Source organism: Shewanella sp. cp20 (assembly GCF_000832025.1).
Lineage (GTDB): Bacteria > Pseudomonadota > Gammaproteobacteria > Enterobacterales > Shewanellaceae > Shewanella.
Map to the genome: position 1 here is coordinate 37,409 of NZ_JPII01000042.1, position 15,144 is coordinate 52,552.

A 15,144-nucleotide genomic window follows, 5' to 3' on the forward strand; every position below is an offset into this window, starting at 1 on the left:
TGCATTAATCATATTTAAGTGAGTAAGCATGAGTCACATAGTCAAAAACAGAGTACAGAAAAAGATAGGTTCTGAGTTATTGATCAATGTGACGCCGACCGAGGCGCGGGTAGCGCTGGTGGAATATGGCATCCTGCAAGAGGTGCATATCGAGCGCCGCATGAAGCGTGGCCTGGTTGGCAATATCTATAAGGGCAAGGTCAGCCGGGTGCTGCCAGGCATGCAGGCAGCCTTCGTGGATATCGGCCTGGACAAGGCGGCCTTTCTTCATGCCTCAGATATCGTGCCTCATACCGAGTGTGTGGCGGATATCGAGAAGGGCAACTTCGTGGTGCGTGATATTGCCGAGCTGGTTCGTCAGGGCCAGGACATCATGGTGCAGGTGGTAAAAGATCCCTTGGGCACCAAGGGCGCGCGCCTCACCACAGATATCACCTTACCCTCACGTTATCTGGTGTTCATGCCGGGCTCCAGCCATGTGGGCGTGTCGCAACGGATCGAGTCCGAAGAGGTCCGTGCCCGTCTCAAGGGGCTGACCGAGCCCTTCGTCGACGAAGATGGCGGCTTCATTATCCGCACCGCCGCCGAGAATGCCGGCGAGCAGGAGCTGGTTCAGGATGCGGCCTTCCTGCGCCGGGTCTGGGCCAAGGTGTGTGAGCGTCGTAAGCGTCCCGGTGTCTCGCTGCTCTATCAAGATCTCGCCCTACCAGTGCGTATCGTACGCGACTTCGTCGGTACAGAGCTGGATCAGATCCAGGTAGATTCAGGTCAGACCTATGAGGAGCTGCTGCAGTTTACCCAGGAGTTTATGCCCGAGATCGCCGACAAGATAGAACACTATTCCGGCCGGGTACCCATCTTCGATCTCTACGATGTGGAGAACGAGGTGCAGCGCGCCCTGGGGCGCAAGGTGGAGCTCAAGTCTGGCGGCTATCTGATCATAGATCAGACCGAGGCCATGACCACTGTGGATATCAACACAGGCGCCTTCGTCGGTCATCGCAACCTTGAAGAGACCATATTCAACACCAACCTGGAGGCGACACACGCCATCGCCCGCCAATTGCGCCTGCGAAATCTGGGGGGGATTATCATCATAGATTTTATCGACATGTTGAATGAAGATCATAAGAAGCGTGTCCTCAGTACCCTAGAGGCGGCACTGGCCAACGACAGGGTGAAGACCAATGTCAGCGGCTTCTCGGGCCTAGGTCTGGTGGAGATGACCCGTAAGCGTACTCGCGAGAGCCTGGAGCATGTGCTGTGTGGCGAGTGTCCGGCCTGTTTCGGTACCGGTAGCCTGAAGACAGTCGAAACCGTCTCTTATGAGATCTTCCGCGAGATCATCCGCCTCAACCGCGGCTATGATGCCGACGAGTTCCTGGTCTACTGCGCCCCCACGGTTTATAACAGCCTCACGGGCGAGGAGAGTCATCTGGTGGCAGAGCTAGGAGCCTATATCGGCAAGCATGTGCGTCTGCAAAACGAGCCCATGTACGCGCAAAACAAATTCGATGTGGTGATAATGTAGTGTCCCGCCCATTCTGTCCCCGCACCTTCGGCCGCCTATGTTGGCAGATGATCGCCATCATAGTGGTGCTCTTCGCCCTGAGTGTCAGCCTGTTCAGAGGCCTGCTGCCTAAGCTGGATCAGGTCCGTCAGGAGCTGGTGAGCTATATCTACCAACAGTATCAGGTGAAGGTCGAAGTGTCAGAGCTGACCGCCGAATGGCAGGCGTTCGGCCCGGCGGTGACCATCAAGCATCTGGTGTTGCCCGTGCAGGAGAATCTGCCGGTCACCTTCATCATAGATAATGTCCATCTCAAGCTGGATTTCTGGGACAGCCTGGTCTCGGCCTCGCCGCAAATTGAGAATGTGATCTTCGAAGGGGTTAAGATTGCCCTGGATCTGGATCGCGTCGGCCAGGGCGGCAAGGGCGAGCAGAGCAGCGATGCTCCTGTGGTGGAGCAGAATACCGATTGGCTCTATGCCCTGATGCTGGAGCAGTTCGATCGATTCGCCATCACAGATGTGACCATGCAGCTGATCAGTCGTTCCCATAAGTTCAGGCCTATTCATATCAGGGACCTGCGCTGGCGTAACTTAGCTGGGCGACACAGGGCCGAGGGGGCGCTGTTTCTCGACGAGCGGGCCTCAGAGGTCGAGCGTCTCTCTCTCGCCGTCGATATTCGTGGCGATGGCCATAGCCCCGAGTCTTTGACCGGTCAGCTCTATCTGGCGGCCAACTCACTGGATCTGGGCGAATGGGCATCGCGCCAGGAAAACCCCTATGCCTCGGGTAAGAAGCTGCCTCTAGAAGGCGTGGTGAACCTGCAGGCCTGGGCCGAATTTTCCAACCGAGCCTTTACCGCGGCGACGGTCGCCTTCGAGCCGAGCTGGTTGCAATGGGAGCTCAAGGGCGAGCAGCAAAAATTTGAGATACAGGGCGGGCAATTCAACTGGCAGCCGCAAGTCTCGGGTTGGCAACTGACTAGCTCAGATCTGGCCTTTGTGACCAATGGCCAGGCCTGGCCGGTGCTGCATATTGGCGCGCGTAAGCGTGACGACCAGCTGATGGCCAATATTAATCAACTCGATGCCAAGGTATTGCTGCCCCTCTTGCCACTAGTGCCCGGCATGGATCTCGATGGCCTCCACCTGTGGCAGACGATGGATCCCAGTGGCACCATAGAGCAGCTCAAGTTGGGTTATGGCGAGCAGCAGGGCTTTGCCCTGTCGGCGCAGTTAACTCAGTTTGCCTGGCAGGCGAGTGGTTCCATCCCGGGGGCCGAGGCAATCGATCTTATGCTCGGCATCCAGGGCAGCGATCTCTATCTGTCTGCGCCAGAGCAGCATTATCGATTGGATTTTGATGGCGGCTTCGAGGCGCCACTGTCGCTCGACGGCGATGCCTTTACGCTTAAATACGCCATGGGCGAGGCGGCGCTGGTTGCGCCTAAGCTGCATTTCTATAACGCCGATCTGGATCTCGACGCGGCGATGAAGTTTGGCTTTTCAGGCGAAGCCAGCCTAAATCTGCTGGCCGACGTACAGGTGAAAAACGCCGCCAGGGCCAAATACTATTTTCCGAAACATGGGATGAGTGAGTCGCTTGTCGATTACCTCAGCGGCGCCATCAAGGCGGGACAGAGCCAGGATGCCAAGGTGGTGTGGAACGGCGCCCTCAAGCATTTTCCTTATGACGACAACAGCGGCGTATTCCAGGCCGGTTTCTCCCTCAATCAGGCTCGCTATCAGTTTCAGCCCGATTGGCCCGAGGTGACCGAGCTGAGTCTCGATGCCTTGTTTGAAAATGCGGCTATGGATATCTGGGTGAACAAGGGGATGTTAATGGATGTTCCCGCTGACGGCGCCCATGTGGCCATTCCGCGTATGAGTCATGAGACTCTGCTGACGGTGAAGGCGGATCTTCGCACTCAGGGTGAGGCGGCCAAGCAGGTGCTGCTGCGTTCGCCCCTGGCCGATACGGTTGGCGCGACACTCGAGGTGGTGCAGGTGCAAGGCGATGTCTCGGGCAAGCTGGATCTGAGTATCCCCCTCTATCATGGCGGCAAAGCGCAGATATTGGGGCAGGTAAGCTTCGACGACACCCCCGTTTATGTTACTCAGCCCGGTGTGCAGCTCGAGGGCGTAACCGGTGTGGTGCATTTTGCCAACGATGTGGTGACGGGCGAGGAGATACAGGCGCGTCTGTTTGAGCAACCCGTGAGTTTCAGCTTCGATACCGGTAAGAGCAACAAAAATTATGGCCTGAACCTGGATATGCAGGGTAAGTGGGCACTGGCCTCGCTCCCACCGTCATTGGATAATCCGCTGAAGGATTACTATAGCGGCGAGCTGGATTGGCAGGGCGCCATGACGCTGATCTTCGATGAGCTAGGCTATCGTATTCAGGCGCAGGTGAAGAGCGACATGCAGGGCGTCGAGCTCAGCCTGCCGGGTAAGTTTGCCAAGACGGCGGACAGTCAGCGAGCGCTCTCCTTCGAGCTTATCGGCGATAACAAGCAGGCCTCTCTGGGCGCCAAGCTTGGGGATCAGATGGAGTTCTGGGGCGGTTTCGACGAGCAGTCGGGCGACCATCTGGCGCACTTCGACCTGCTGCTGGGACGCCTGTTTAAGCCCGGCGATCAACTCAAGCGTCAGGCCGGCCATCTACAGCTGGACATGCCGGCCACCGAGTTTGCCCCCTGGCTCCCCATCATCAAGGGATTCATGGGGGACGCCGCGCTGGAATCCTCCCTAGATGCCGCCATGCGTCAGGCCCTTGAAGAACAAACACAAGAAACCCCGCTGCTGCAGGCAGAAGAAGCACCTCAGAAGAGCCATTTCTTCCCGCTCTTGATCGCCGTGGATGGCCAGGTACGCCAGTTAAATCTCTATGGGCAGCCGCTGACCGAGTTGAGCCTGGAGGCCTATCCCACAGAGCATGGTTGGCGCTTCGAGGGGAACGCAAACGAATTTAGCGGCCGGGTCGATTTCTATCCCGACTGGTCGACCCAGGGGTTAAAGCTGGTGGCGAGCCGGTTTAACTTTGCCCCCGAAAGGACACAAGGCGATGAGTCTGAGTTAGCCAGCGACGAGGTGCTTAGCATACTGCCGCCGCTGGCGGTGGATGTGGATCAGTTTAGTGTCCACGGCAAGTCTCTCGGTCACCTAGTGTTGCAGGCGACCCCCAAGAATGGCGACTATCAGATTCAGACAATCGCCATCACCACGCCCGGGATCACCCTCAAGGGTAAGGGTGCCTGGTCGAACAGTGAGGGGCAGAACCTGACCGAGTTTGAGGTGGATCTCAAGGCCAAGCAGTTCGATGAGGTCTCCGAGCGGCTGGGCATAGACCCGGGTCTCAAGGAGGCGCCGCTGGATCTGCAGGCCGAGCTGTCCTGGCAGGGAGCACCCCACGCCTTCTCGCTGGAGACCCTCAACGGCCAGATAAGTTATAAGCTAGGTAAGGGCCATCTGTCAGAGGTGAGCGACAAGGGCGCGCGTATCTTCTCCCTGTTCAGCCTGGATTCCCTGCTGCGTAAGCTGTCGCTGGATTTCTCCGATGTCTTCGGTAAGGGACTCTACTTTAATGCCTTTACCGGTACCCTCAAGCTGGACAACGGCGTGGTGAAGACCACAGATTCCGAGATGGATGCGGTGGCGGGTAACATGAAGGTGCGGGGCTATACCGACCTCACCACAGAGAGCCTCAACTATGACATACGTTTCGTGCCGCAATTGGCCTCCAGCGTGCCGACCGTGGTGCTGCTCAGCACAGGTGGTTGGACCCTAGGCCTAGGCGCGTTTGCCCTCACCAAGGTGCTGGAGCCGGTGATCGAGGTGATCTCGGAAATTCGCTTCAGGCTGACGGGGACCATGTCAGAGCCTAAGCTCGAGGAGCTGGAGCGTAAGAGCAAGGAGATAGAGATCCCCGAGTCTGTCTTGCCACGTCAACCAGAACAGCAGCCTGGCGCAGAGACTAAGCCCCAGAGCGAATCGAAAGAGCCGAAACAGAAAAAGGCGCAAGAGCCAAAACAACAGCTTCAACAAGAACAGAATCAGGTGCAACAGCCTGCGGCTCCACAAGAGACTGCGGCTCAGCCCGAGGCCGTTTCGGCAGATGAGCAGGTGATGCCATCGGGTGTCACCATCCCTAAGAGTGCGGTCGAAGCCATGCCCGAGTTTAAGGAGACGCCGACCGGCCTGCAGCCCGTCGAGCAACAACCTCAGGCGCCGCAACAGCAAGAATCACAGGAAAAGCCGGTGAACAAGGAGCCAAGCGATGCAGGTCAGCCTATTACAATGTCAGAGTGGTCGCGACGTCGAGGAGAACCTCAAGTTTATTCGCGAGCAGCTTGATCTGCTAGAGAGTAGTGAGCGCCCCCATCTGGTGGTGCTGCCAGAGTGCTGCCTGCTGTTTGGTGGTCACGAGCGCCAACAGTTGGCCTATGCCGGCAATGATGCCGACAGCGAACTCAAGCAGACCCTGGCCGCCTTGGCCAAGCAGTATGGCATCTATCTGGTGGCGGGCACCATTCCTATCCTAGCGGATGAGGGGCGGGTGTTTAGCCGCAGCTATCTGTTTGACGACAACGGCGAGACCTTAGGCCATTACGACAAGCTGCACCTGTTCGATGTGGATGTGGACGATGGCACCAAGTCCTACCGGGAAAGCGATACCTTTTGCCCCGGTGAGGCGATTAGCGTTATCGATACGCCTTTCGGTAAGGTCGGGATGGCGATATGCTATGACATCAGGTTTGCCGATCTATTTCGGGCCATGCGTCTGCAGGGAGCGGAGATCATCGTCTTGCCGGCGGCCTTTACCCGGGTGACCGGGCGGGTGCACTGGCTGCCCTTGCTGCAGGCCAGAGCCATAGAGACCCAGTGCTTTGTGTTGGCGGCCGCTCAATGGGGCGAGCACAATCAGGGCAGGCGCGAGACCTGGGGACACTCCTGCGTCATCTCTCCTTGGGGGGAGGTGCAGGCTATTCAGCCCGAAGGTTGTGGCTGGTTGTCGGCAGAGATAGACCTGGCGACCCTAGAAGGGATACGTCGTAACATCCCAGTGGTCGCTCACAATCGTTTCGAGCCACCCAAATTAAAGAGATAATAAAATCGCGTCTTCATGCAGGCGCCATAGAGAGAGAATTAATGCCATTTTTAACCCAAGTAGAACAGAGCCTCTTGCAAGACGGATTGTCGCTGGATCAGTTGCAAGGCTATATCAATAGCATTCATCAGCATCAGGTGGACTTTTCCGATCTCTATTTTCAGGGCAGTCGCCACGAGTCTTGGGTGTTAGAAGATGGCATAGTCAAGGAAGGCAGCTTCCATATCGAGCGCGGCGTGGGCGTGCGTGCCATCAGTGGTGAGAAGACAGGCTTCGCCTATGCCGATGAGATCACCCCCGTGGCACTTAGCGCGGCGGTCGAGGCGGCTCGCGGCATCTCGGCGGCGGGCAAAAGCGGTGGTGTGCAGGCCTGGAAACAGCAGAAGGTCACGCCGCTCTATCAGAGCGCCGACCCTATCGCCGCCATGGAAGAGGTGAAGAAAATAGAACTGCTCAAGCAGGCAGACGCCTATGTACGCAGCCTGGACCCGCGCATCATACAGGTGGTGATCAGCCTCTCAGGCGTGCATGAGGAGATCCTGGTGGCGGCCAGTGACGGCACCCTGGCGGCGGATATTCGCCCGCTGGTACGTTTCAACTGTAGTGTGGTGCTGGAGCAGGAAGGCAAGCGCGAGCGCGGCGCCAGCGGTGGCGGCGGACGCCATGATTATCAAGTCTTTTTCGAGTCGGGCGACGACGGTCTGCCCAGCTGTTTTGCCTTTGCCCGTGAAGCCGTGCGTCAGGCCTCGGTCAATCTGACCGCTATAGATGCCCCCGCCGGCGAGATGCCTGTGGTACTGGGCGCCGGTTGGCCCGGTGTCTTGCTACACGAGGCGGTGGGGCATGGCCTGGAGGGTGACTTTAACCGTAAGGGCAGCAGCGCCTTTAGCGGCCTGGTCGGCCAGCAGGTGGCGTCAAGCCTGGTGACCGTGGTGGACGATGGCACCCTGGAAAATCGCCGCGGCTCGCTGAGCATAGACGATGAAGGGGTGGCGACGCAGAAGACAGTGCTTATTGAGGACGGTATCCTTAAGGGCTATATGCAAGACAAGCTCAACGGCCGCCTAATGGGCCAGGCCTCAACCGGTAATGGTCGCCGTGAGTCTTATGCGCATCTGCCGATGCCGCGCATGACCAATACCTATATGGAAGCCGGCGACAGTTCGCCTGAAGATATCATCAAGTCGGTCGACAAGGGGATCTATGCGCCTAACTTCGGCGGCGGTCAGGTCGATATCACCTCGGGCAAGTTTGTGTTCTCGGCGTCCGAAGCCTACCTCATCGAGAAGGGCGAGATCACCCAGGCGATCAAGGGGGCGACCCTAATTGGTAATGGCCCCGAGGCCATGGGGCAGATCTCCATGGTGGGGAATGATTTGGCGCTCGATAAGGGCGTCGGTGTCTGTGGCAAAGATGGTCAAAGCGTGCCCGTGGGTGTGGGCCAGCCTAGCCTGAAACTCGACCGCTTGACGGTGGGGGGGACGGCCTAGTTAGCCGGATCTCGCTGTCTGTAGAGAGCGTTAGCGGCGATTGCTGGGAAGGCTGCCGATAAGGCGCTAGAGAGGCTTGTCAACAAGGCCTGCTTCTCAACGCCTCCATAGGGTGTTAACATTTGCCAAGGAAGTAGAGTATTAGCTCTAGAGGTGTAGATGAGATATTCACATATTGTTTGGCTGTCGTTGTTGACCTTGGCGGGGCATGCGGCGCAGGCGCAAGAACTCGCCTTTGGCGAGGCCTGGCAGCAGCTGCTACAGGTCAGCGACAAGCTGCAGGCCAGTCAGCAGGAGGTTAACCGTGCCCTGGCCGAAAGAGCCGCCGGGGAGGATCTCAACCTGCCTTCGCTGTCGATCAACGGCAGCTACACACGCTTAGAGAACCCCCTGGAGCTGGACCTGAGGGATCTCAATCCCTTGGCCAGTCTCGATCCCGCGAGTCTGCCACCGGCGCTCGGCGCCGCCCTAGGCGCCATTCCTGGCTCGCTGTTTATTACCCCTTTTACCGAGCAGGATGTCTTCCGCTCCAGCCTGCAGGCGATGTGGCCCATCTATACCGGTGGTCGTATCAGCGCCGCGCAGGGGATCCATGAGGCGCAAGTCGCCGAGAAGGAGCAGCAGCATCAGCTGTCGACGCGGGATCTCTTCGTCAAGCTGGTGGACAGATATTATGGCGTGGCGGTGAGTCATGCCCTGATGACCACCCGAGGCCAGCTGGTGGACGCCTTGAGTGAGCATGCCGAGCATGCGGTCAAGCTGGAGGAGCAGGGACAGATCGCCAAGGTCGAGCGTCTCAACGCCCAGGTGGCGTTGGAAAATGCGAGGGTGGACTATGCCAGCGCCAAGCGTCAGCTGGAGATGACTCAGATCGCCCTGTCGCGCATGTTACATCGGGAGAATATCGATACCGCCTCCAGGCTGTTCATGCTGGAAAACTCGCCCTCTTTAGGCCAATTAAGCCAGCTGACCCTGACGACACACCCGGCGCTCAAGCTGCTGGAAGCCAAGGAAGTCCAGGCCAATGGCCTTATCGACGTAGAGAAGGGCAGTTATTACCCCACCGTCTTCCTTTACGGCAACTACACCCTGTATGAAGACGATAGCCTGCTGGCTAAGATGGAGCCCGATTGGATGGTCGGCGTCGGGGTGAAGATCCCGCTGATCAGTCGTGATGGACGCAGCGGCAAGGTCGAAGCCGCCCGCAGTGCCTTGCTTCAGGCACGCTACACCAAGGCGCAGACCCAACAGGATCTCAGCCTCTTGCTGGATCAGAGCTATCGCCAGCTCGAGCAGGCCAGAGAGGAGACCGAGTCACTTAACCTATCGCTGGCCCTCGCCAAAGAGAATAAACGCCTGAGGGATCTCGCCTTCAGTCAGGGGCTGTCGACTTCTATTGAGAAAGTTGACGCCGAGCTCAAGCTAAGCGGCGTGCAGACCCAACAGTTGGCGGCTCAGTACCGCTATGTGCAGGCCTATGCCAGATTGATGGCCATCAGTGGCCAGTTAGATGAATTTATCGGTCGCTCATCGAGTGCCCAGGAGAGAGTCAATGCGAACTAATAGAGCCTTAGCCGTTGTCGCCTTACTGGTGTTGGTGGCTTTACTCGGGTACGGATTAAAGCTAGCCCATACCCCTATGCCCGAACGACTACAGGGGCAGATAGAGGCCAGGGAATACAACATCTCCTCCAAGGTGCCGGGACGCGTCGCCGAGGTGCTGGTGCGCCGTGGCGATCGGGTGGCCGAGGGGGATCTGTTATTTGCCATCGACAGTCCCGAGCTCAACGCCAAGCTGATGCAGGCCCAGGGGGGCCGCGATGCTGCCAAGGCCTTGCAGCAGGAGGCGGATAATGGCGCCCGTAAGCAGCAGGTTGCCGCGTCGAAAGAGCAATGGTTGAAAGCCAAGGCGGCGGCGACCCTGGCCGAGACCACTTATAAACGGGTAGAGGTGTTGTTTAGCGAAGGGGTGCTGGCGCGCCAGAAACGCGACGAGGCCTTTACTCAGTGGCAGGCAGCCAAGTATACCGAGCAGGCGGCCTACGCCATGTATCAGATGGCCGAAGAGGGCGCCCGCGAAGAGACCAAGGCCGCGGCCGAAGGCAATGCGCGTATGGCCGAGGGGGCGGTGAAAGAGGTTAGTGCCATTTTGGCCGACAGCCAGATGCGCTCGCCCAGAGCCGGCGAGGTGAGCGAAGTCCTGTTGCAGCCAGGTGAGCTGGCGCCGAGTGGATTCCCCGTGGTGAGCATTATCGACATGCAGGATGCCTGGGCGGTTTTTCAGGTGCGTGAGGATCAGCTTAAAAACTACAAGATAGGCGACACCCTCGAGGTCGAGATTCCGGCATTGGGGGCCAGTTATCCGTTCACCATCAAGCATATTGGTGTGATGGGCCATTTTGCGACCTGGCGCTCTACCGAGAGCGGTCACGACTTCGATATGCGCACCTTCGAGATGGAGTTGCGGCCAGACGCCCCGATCGCCGATCTGAGAGTGGGCATGACAACCTTGCTGGTGCGTTAAGCCTTGGCCACCATGAAGCAGCTAATTAAACGCGAGTTAATCGCCTTGTGGAATGACCCTTGGCAACTCGCCTTAGTGAGCTATATCCCCTTGGTGGGGATATTCGGCTTATGGTGGCTATTTAGTGCCGGTCTGCCACGTGAGTTGCCCGTGGCGATCGTCGATCAGGATCAGAGTCAGATCAGCCGTATGCTGGTGAGGCGGCTACAGGCTAACTCTGTGATCACCCCAATTCATTATCAAGACATCAATAGTGCCAAGGCCTCGATGGAGAGCGCCGAAACCTATGCCATGGTGGTGTTGCCGTTTCAGCTCAATCGCGATCTACTTACGGGTCATCAGCCAACCATAGATATACGTTACAACAGCCAATACCTCTTGGTTGGTAAGCTGTTATCGAGCCAGATCCAGCTCAGCCTGGCCGATGGACTCAAGAGCAAGGCGCTGTTGAAGCAATTGGCCGCGGGTGTGCCTATGGCGCAGGCCGAAGTGAACCTTAACTTAGTGAAGACCCAGGTAAGCGCGCTCTATAATGCCAACAGTAACTATGTGGTGTTCTTGCTGCCACCGATACTGCTCGCCCTGGGGCAACTGCTCGCCATGTTAGTGTTTGCCAACTCCCTTAATCGGGAGCTAAGACAGGAGACCATGACCGAGTGGTTTAGCCTGGGCACGCGGCGCGTGTTATGGGCCAAGATGCTTGTTTATACGCCCTTGATTGTGCTGCAGGGGCGCCTGATCCTGACCCTGCTATATCAGTACCTGGGATTACCGCTGGCGGGGGTATTCGGTCAGCTATTGTTGGCGCAGATAGTGATGTTGTTGGCGGTGTGGCTGTTGGTACTCACCATCTTCTTCCTGTTGCAAGACGCCGCCAGGGTGATCAGTTTCTGCACCGCGCTGTTTGCTCCGGCATTTCCCTTTATGGGGATCACCTTTCCAACCCAGGAGATGCCGCAGTTGGCCCAGTGGTGGCGAAAGCTCATGCCATCGAGCCACTACATAGATACCCATGTTGGTGTGGTGAGCTATGGCCAGGATTTTTCTGTCTTTGTCCAGCAGGTGACTAGCTATTGGGGCTTCTTGTTGTTGGTGCCTGTGATTGTGCTCTTGGCTCGCCGGGTCAGGCGGGAATGGCCTGCCGAAGCCAGCAGTCAGCCTATGAATGAGGCGCCTTAATATGGATTTTTGGTCTTTGATGTGGGCAGACTTTAAGTCGATAGTGACAGACAAGGCGATCGCTATCACCTTGTTTGGCGGCGTGCTCTTTTACTCTGTGCTCTATCCACTGCCTTATCTGCATGAAGTGCCGACCAAGCAGCAGATAGTCGTCGTCGACGGGGATCACTCGAGCCTGAGTCGTCAGTTGATTCGCCATGCCGATGCCAGCCCCAAGCTCGAGGTCGTCGCTGAGCTGAATAATATTAACCAGGCGGAGGACTGGATCGCCTCGGGTAGAGCCCATGGCTATATGGTGATTCCTGAAGGATTTAGGCGGGATCTGATTCGTCAAAAAGGGGTGACCTTAGCCTACGGCGGCGATGCAAACTACTTCTTGATCTACTCTGCCGTGCTCGAAGGTTTAGTGTCTGCCGGGATAGATGCGGGCAAATATGTACAATTTAATGGTCTGCTGGCCAGGGGGAGTTCGGCCAAACAGGTGAAGCATGACCTGGAGCCGATTAAGCTCAACAGCGTACCCGCCTTTAACCCTAGCCTGGGCTATATCCCTTATGTGGTGCCTGGCGTGCTGTTATTGGTGCTGCACCAGACCCTGCTTATTGGCGCGGGCATACTCGGTGCGGGGCAATGGGGAAGAGAGGGCTACTGGCAGCAGGTGCCTGCCATCAAGCTTATTTTTGCCCGGGTGAGTGTGTTCGCCCTTATCTACAGCCTATTTACCAGCTTCTATGTGGGCTTCTGTAACTACTGGTATGGGGTCAGCGTACAGGGAGTGCTATCCCAGGTGGTCCTGTTCCTGGTGCCCTTCGTTATCTGTACGGCAATTGCCGGTGTCGCCTTTAGCTGTATGTTTACCCGGCGTGATCTGCCGACCCAGGTGCTTTTGCTTATCTCTATGCCGATCCTGTTTGTCTCAGGGTTTATCTGGCCGTTTGAGTTGATCCCGTCGCCGCTTATCTGGATCGCCCAGGTGATCCCCGCCATACCTAGCATACAGGGCATGTTGCAGTTAAATCAGATGGGCGCCAGCTGGAGCAGTGTTGCCGGCTTCTGGTGGCAGCTATGGGGCTTGGCCCTGGTCTATCTTCTGCTAGCCTATCTGGGCGTCAGGTACCGTTTAAATAGCAAATAGCCCGCGCTGATGGCGGGCAATTTTCGCGAAAGGCTATTTGTTCGAAAGGCTATTCGCTCGAAGGGCTATCTTTTCGAGGGATTATCTTTTCAAGGAATTAGTGCCTATTCGCCAGTCTCGGCGCGCAGATACTTGACCAATTCGGCGGCAGACTTAGAGGCCTCGTCGGGCTTCTTGGTCAGCTCCTTGTTAGCCTGTCTCACCAGCTGGCGCAGCTTCTGACGCTCTAGGCCTGGATGCTGTTCGAGCAGGGCCTGAATCGCCTCATCACCGCCACTTAGCAGCTGATCTTTCTGCTTCTCGGCGACGTTCTGCTTAGAGCTTTCGTTACGATTCTGGTTGAGCACGTTCTTCAGGTTTTCCTGCAGCTCGTCGATATCTACGTTGCGCATCAGCTTGCCGACATAGTGCAGTTGGCGGCGATGGGCCTCGCTATTGATGCGTATCGTCTTGGCTTTCAAGATGTTGTCGTGCAGCAGCTCGTCCAGCTCCAGCTTCTTCAGCTGGCTCTTGCTGAGGGAGACCAGTTTCTTACCTAGCTCTTGGTAAATGGCAATCTCGCGCTTTATATCGGCTCTGCTGACGTAATCATCGTCATGATCGAAGGGCTGTTTAAAGTGTTCTGAGTCACCAACAATATTATTCATTAAAACTCTCTGGGGTCTAAGCCATAACTCCCCTAATGATACCATTTCCGGCCAATATCGCCTACGAAACGACTCAGTTATTTAATGTGAAAGCCGGACGGGTTTGCTATGCTACGGCCACGTTTGATAACAAAAGAGTAGATTTGTGCCTTCTCCCAGCATCGAAACCGAATTGAATTCACTGAAAGACGCCGTGTCTATGGCATTGGAATATGCCGCCAAATTGGGTACCTCAGGGGCCGAAGTGGCCATCAGCAAGCAGCAGGGACTCTCAGTCTCTACGCGCCTGAAAGAGGTTGAGACCGTTGAGTTTAATAAAGATGGTGCGCTGGGGATCACACTGTTCAGGGATGGCTGCAAGGGGAGCTCATCGACATCAGATCTGAGCCCTGAGGCGATTCGCCGCGCCGTGAAGGCCGCCGATGATATTGCCCGCTTCACCTCGGAAGATCCTTTCAATGGCCTGGCGGATGCCGAGTTGATGGCCAAGCAGATAGAAGATCTCGAACTCTACTATCCTCACGAGGCTGCGCCTGCCGAACTCGAAGCTCTGGCGGCAAGCGCTGAAACGGCGGCCTTAGATAGCGATGCCCGCATCATCAATTCCGACGGTGCCAGTGCCAATGCGCACACAGGTGCCAAGGTGTATGGCAACAGCCATGGTTTCTTAAATGGTTATGTTAGCTCACGCTACAGCCTGAGCTGTGTGGTGATCGGCGAGCAAGACGGTCATATGCAGCGTGACTATGACTACACGGTCGCCCGTCGCTTCGAAGACCTATGGACGCCGGAGGCGGTGGGCAAGCAGGCGGCCAAGAAGACTTTGAGTCGTCTGGGGGCACGCAAGATTGCCACCACTAAGCTGCCGATTCTGTTTGCACCTGACGTGGCCACCGGTCTCATGGGGCATCTGGTAGGCGCCATCAGCGGTAGCAGCCTGTATCGCAAGTCGAGCTTCCTGCTCGATGCCTTAGATACCCAGATCTTCCCCGAGTGGTTTACCATCGCCGAGCAGCCGCACCTCAAGGGAGCACTGGCCAGCGCCTGTTATGACAGCGAAGGGGTGGCGACAATCGATCGCAACATCATCGACAGTGGCATTCTCTCTACCTATCTGCTGACCAGCTACTCGGCGCGCAAGCTCGGCCTGACTAACACGGGCCATGCCGGTGGTATCTATAATTGGACGCTTTCTCATACCGGGCAGACCTTCGATGAGCTGGTGAAGCAGATGGACACAGGTCTTATTGTCACCGAGGTGATGGGTCAGGGGGTCAACGGCGTGACCGGCGATTATTCTCGCGGCGCGGCCGGTTTCTATGTGGAGAGGGGCGAGATCCAATTCCCCGTGGAAGAGATCACCATAGCCGGTAATCTCAAGGATATGTATCGCAACATGGTGGCCGTGGGTAAGGAGCGGGATCTGCGCTCTTCCATCCGCACCGGTGCCATTTTGCTCGATGAGATGAAGATTGCCGGTAACTAATCCGGCATATTCAGACTGATATTTTTCATGCTGCTATTTTAAATACTGATGTTTTAAATGCTAG

10 protein-coding genes are annotated in these 15,144 nt (G+C 56.9%); 9 read left to right on the forward strand and 1 reads right to left on the reverse strand.

Annotated elements, in window-relative coordinates:
- Positions 1-28: 28 nt before the first annotated feature.
- The 8 genes from rng (at position 29) to DB48_RS13875 (ending at position 12,947) form a co-directional block, all read left to right on the forward strand.
- Complete coding sequence (gene rng, locus DB48_RS13840) at positions 29-1,531, forward strand: ribonuclease G (protein WP_052813792.1); 1,503 nt, start codon at positions 29-31, stop codon at positions 1,529-1,531.
- The gene (locus DB48_RS13845; protein WP_041510823.1) at positions 1,531-5,865 is read left to right on the forward strand and encodes a YhdP family protein; all 4,335 of its coding nucleotides are present in this window, start codon (positions 1,531-1,533) and stop codon (positions 5,863-5,865) included. Before rng ends, DB48_RS13845 begins: the two co-directional genes overlap by 1 nt.
- Positions 5,789-6,619, forward strand: a complete 831-nt coding sequence (locus DB48_RS13850) for a carbon-nitrogen hydrolase family protein (protein ID WP_041510824.1) — start codon at positions 5,789-5,791, stop codon at positions 6,617-6,619. The genes DB48_RS13845 and DB48_RS13850 overlap by 77 nt, the downstream gene beginning before the upstream one ends.
- 41 nt (positions 6,620-6,660) lie before the next feature.
- Positions 6,661-8,109, forward strand: a complete 1,449-nt coding sequence (gene tldD, locus DB48_RS13855) for a metalloprotease TldD (RefSeq protein ID WP_041510825.1) — start codon at positions 6,661-6,663, stop codon at positions 8,107-8,109.
- 159 nt (positions 8,110-8,268) lie between these two features.
- Entirely contained in the window at positions 8,269-9,672 is a 1,404-nt protein-coding gene (locus tag DB48_RS13860) for a TolC family protein (RefSeq protein ID WP_041510826.1), read from the forward strand.
- Positions 9,662-10,633 carry an HlyD family secretion protein gene (locus tag DB48_RS13865; protein WP_041510827.1) on the forward strand — a complete coding sequence of 324 codons (972 nt, stop codon included), beginning with the start codon at positions 9,662-9,664 and terminating at the stop codon, positions 10,631-10,633. The genes DB48_RS13860 and DB48_RS13865 overlap by 11 nt, the downstream gene beginning before the upstream one ends.
- Positions 10,634-10,645: 12 nt before the next feature.
- On the forward strand, positions 10,646-11,812 hold the full coding sequence (locus DB48_RS13870; protein WP_041510828.1) for an ABC transporter permease: 1,167 nt from the start codon (positions 10,646-10,648) through the stop codon (positions 11,810-11,812).
- A 1-nt stretch (position 11,813) separates the two neighbouring features.
- Positions 11,814-12,947, forward strand: a complete 1,134-nt coding sequence (locus DB48_RS13875) for an ABC transporter permease (protein ID WP_041510829.1) — start codon at positions 11,814-11,816, stop codon at positions 12,945-12,947.
- Positions 12,948-13,051: 104 nt separating this feature from the next.
- On the opposite strand, the gene yjgA is transcribed toward DB48_RS13875, so the two are convergent.
- Entirely contained in the window at positions 13,052-13,594 is a 543-nt protein-coding gene (gene yjgA, locus DB48_RS13880) for a ribosome biogenesis factor YjgA (protein ID WP_041510830.1), read from the reverse strand.
- A 145-nt stretch (positions 13,595-13,739) separates the two neighbouring features.
- Between yjgA and pmbA the strand changes: the two genes are divergently transcribed.
- Positions 13,740-15,080: a metalloprotease PmbA gene (gene pmbA, locus DB48_RS13885; protein WP_041510831.1), complete on the forward strand. Its 1,341-nt coding sequence runs from the start codon at positions 13,740-13,742 to the stop codon at positions 15,078-15,080.
- Positions 15,081-15,144 lie beyond the last annotated feature (64 nt).

Bases quoted from the DNA above. Each gene is read 5' to 3' on its own strand.
- DB48_RS13860 (WP_041510826.1), top strand. From the start codon at position 8,269: ATGAGATATTCACATATTGTTTGGCTGTCGTTGTTGACCTTGGCGGGG.
- DB48_RS13865 (WP_041510827.1), top strand. From the start codon at position 9,662: ATGCGAACTAATAGAGCCTTAGCCGTTGTCGCCTTACTGGTGTTGGTG.
- tldD (WP_041510825.1), top strand. From the start codon at position 6,661: ATGCCATTTTTAACCCAAGTAGAACAGAGCCTCTTGCAAGACGGATTG.
- yjgA (WP_041510830.1), bottom strand. From the start codon at position 13,594: ATGAATAATATTGTTGGTGACTCAGAACACTTTAAACAGCCCTTCGAT.
- DB48_RS13875 (WP_041510829.1), top strand. From the start codon at position 11,814: ATGGATTTTTGGTCTTTGATGTGGGCAGACTTTAAGTCGATAGTGACA.
- rng (WP_052813792.1), top strand. From the start codon at position 29: ATGAGTCACATAGTCAAAAACAGAGTACAGAAAAAGATAGGTTCTGAG.
- DB48_RS13870 (WP_041510828.1), top strand. From the start codon at position 10,646: ATGAAGCAGCTAATTAAACGCGAGTTAATCGCCTTGTGGAATGACCCT.
- DB48_RS13850 (WP_041510824.1), top strand. From the start codon at position 5,789: ATGCAGGTCAGCCTATTACAATGTCAGAGTGGTCGCGACGTCGAGGAG.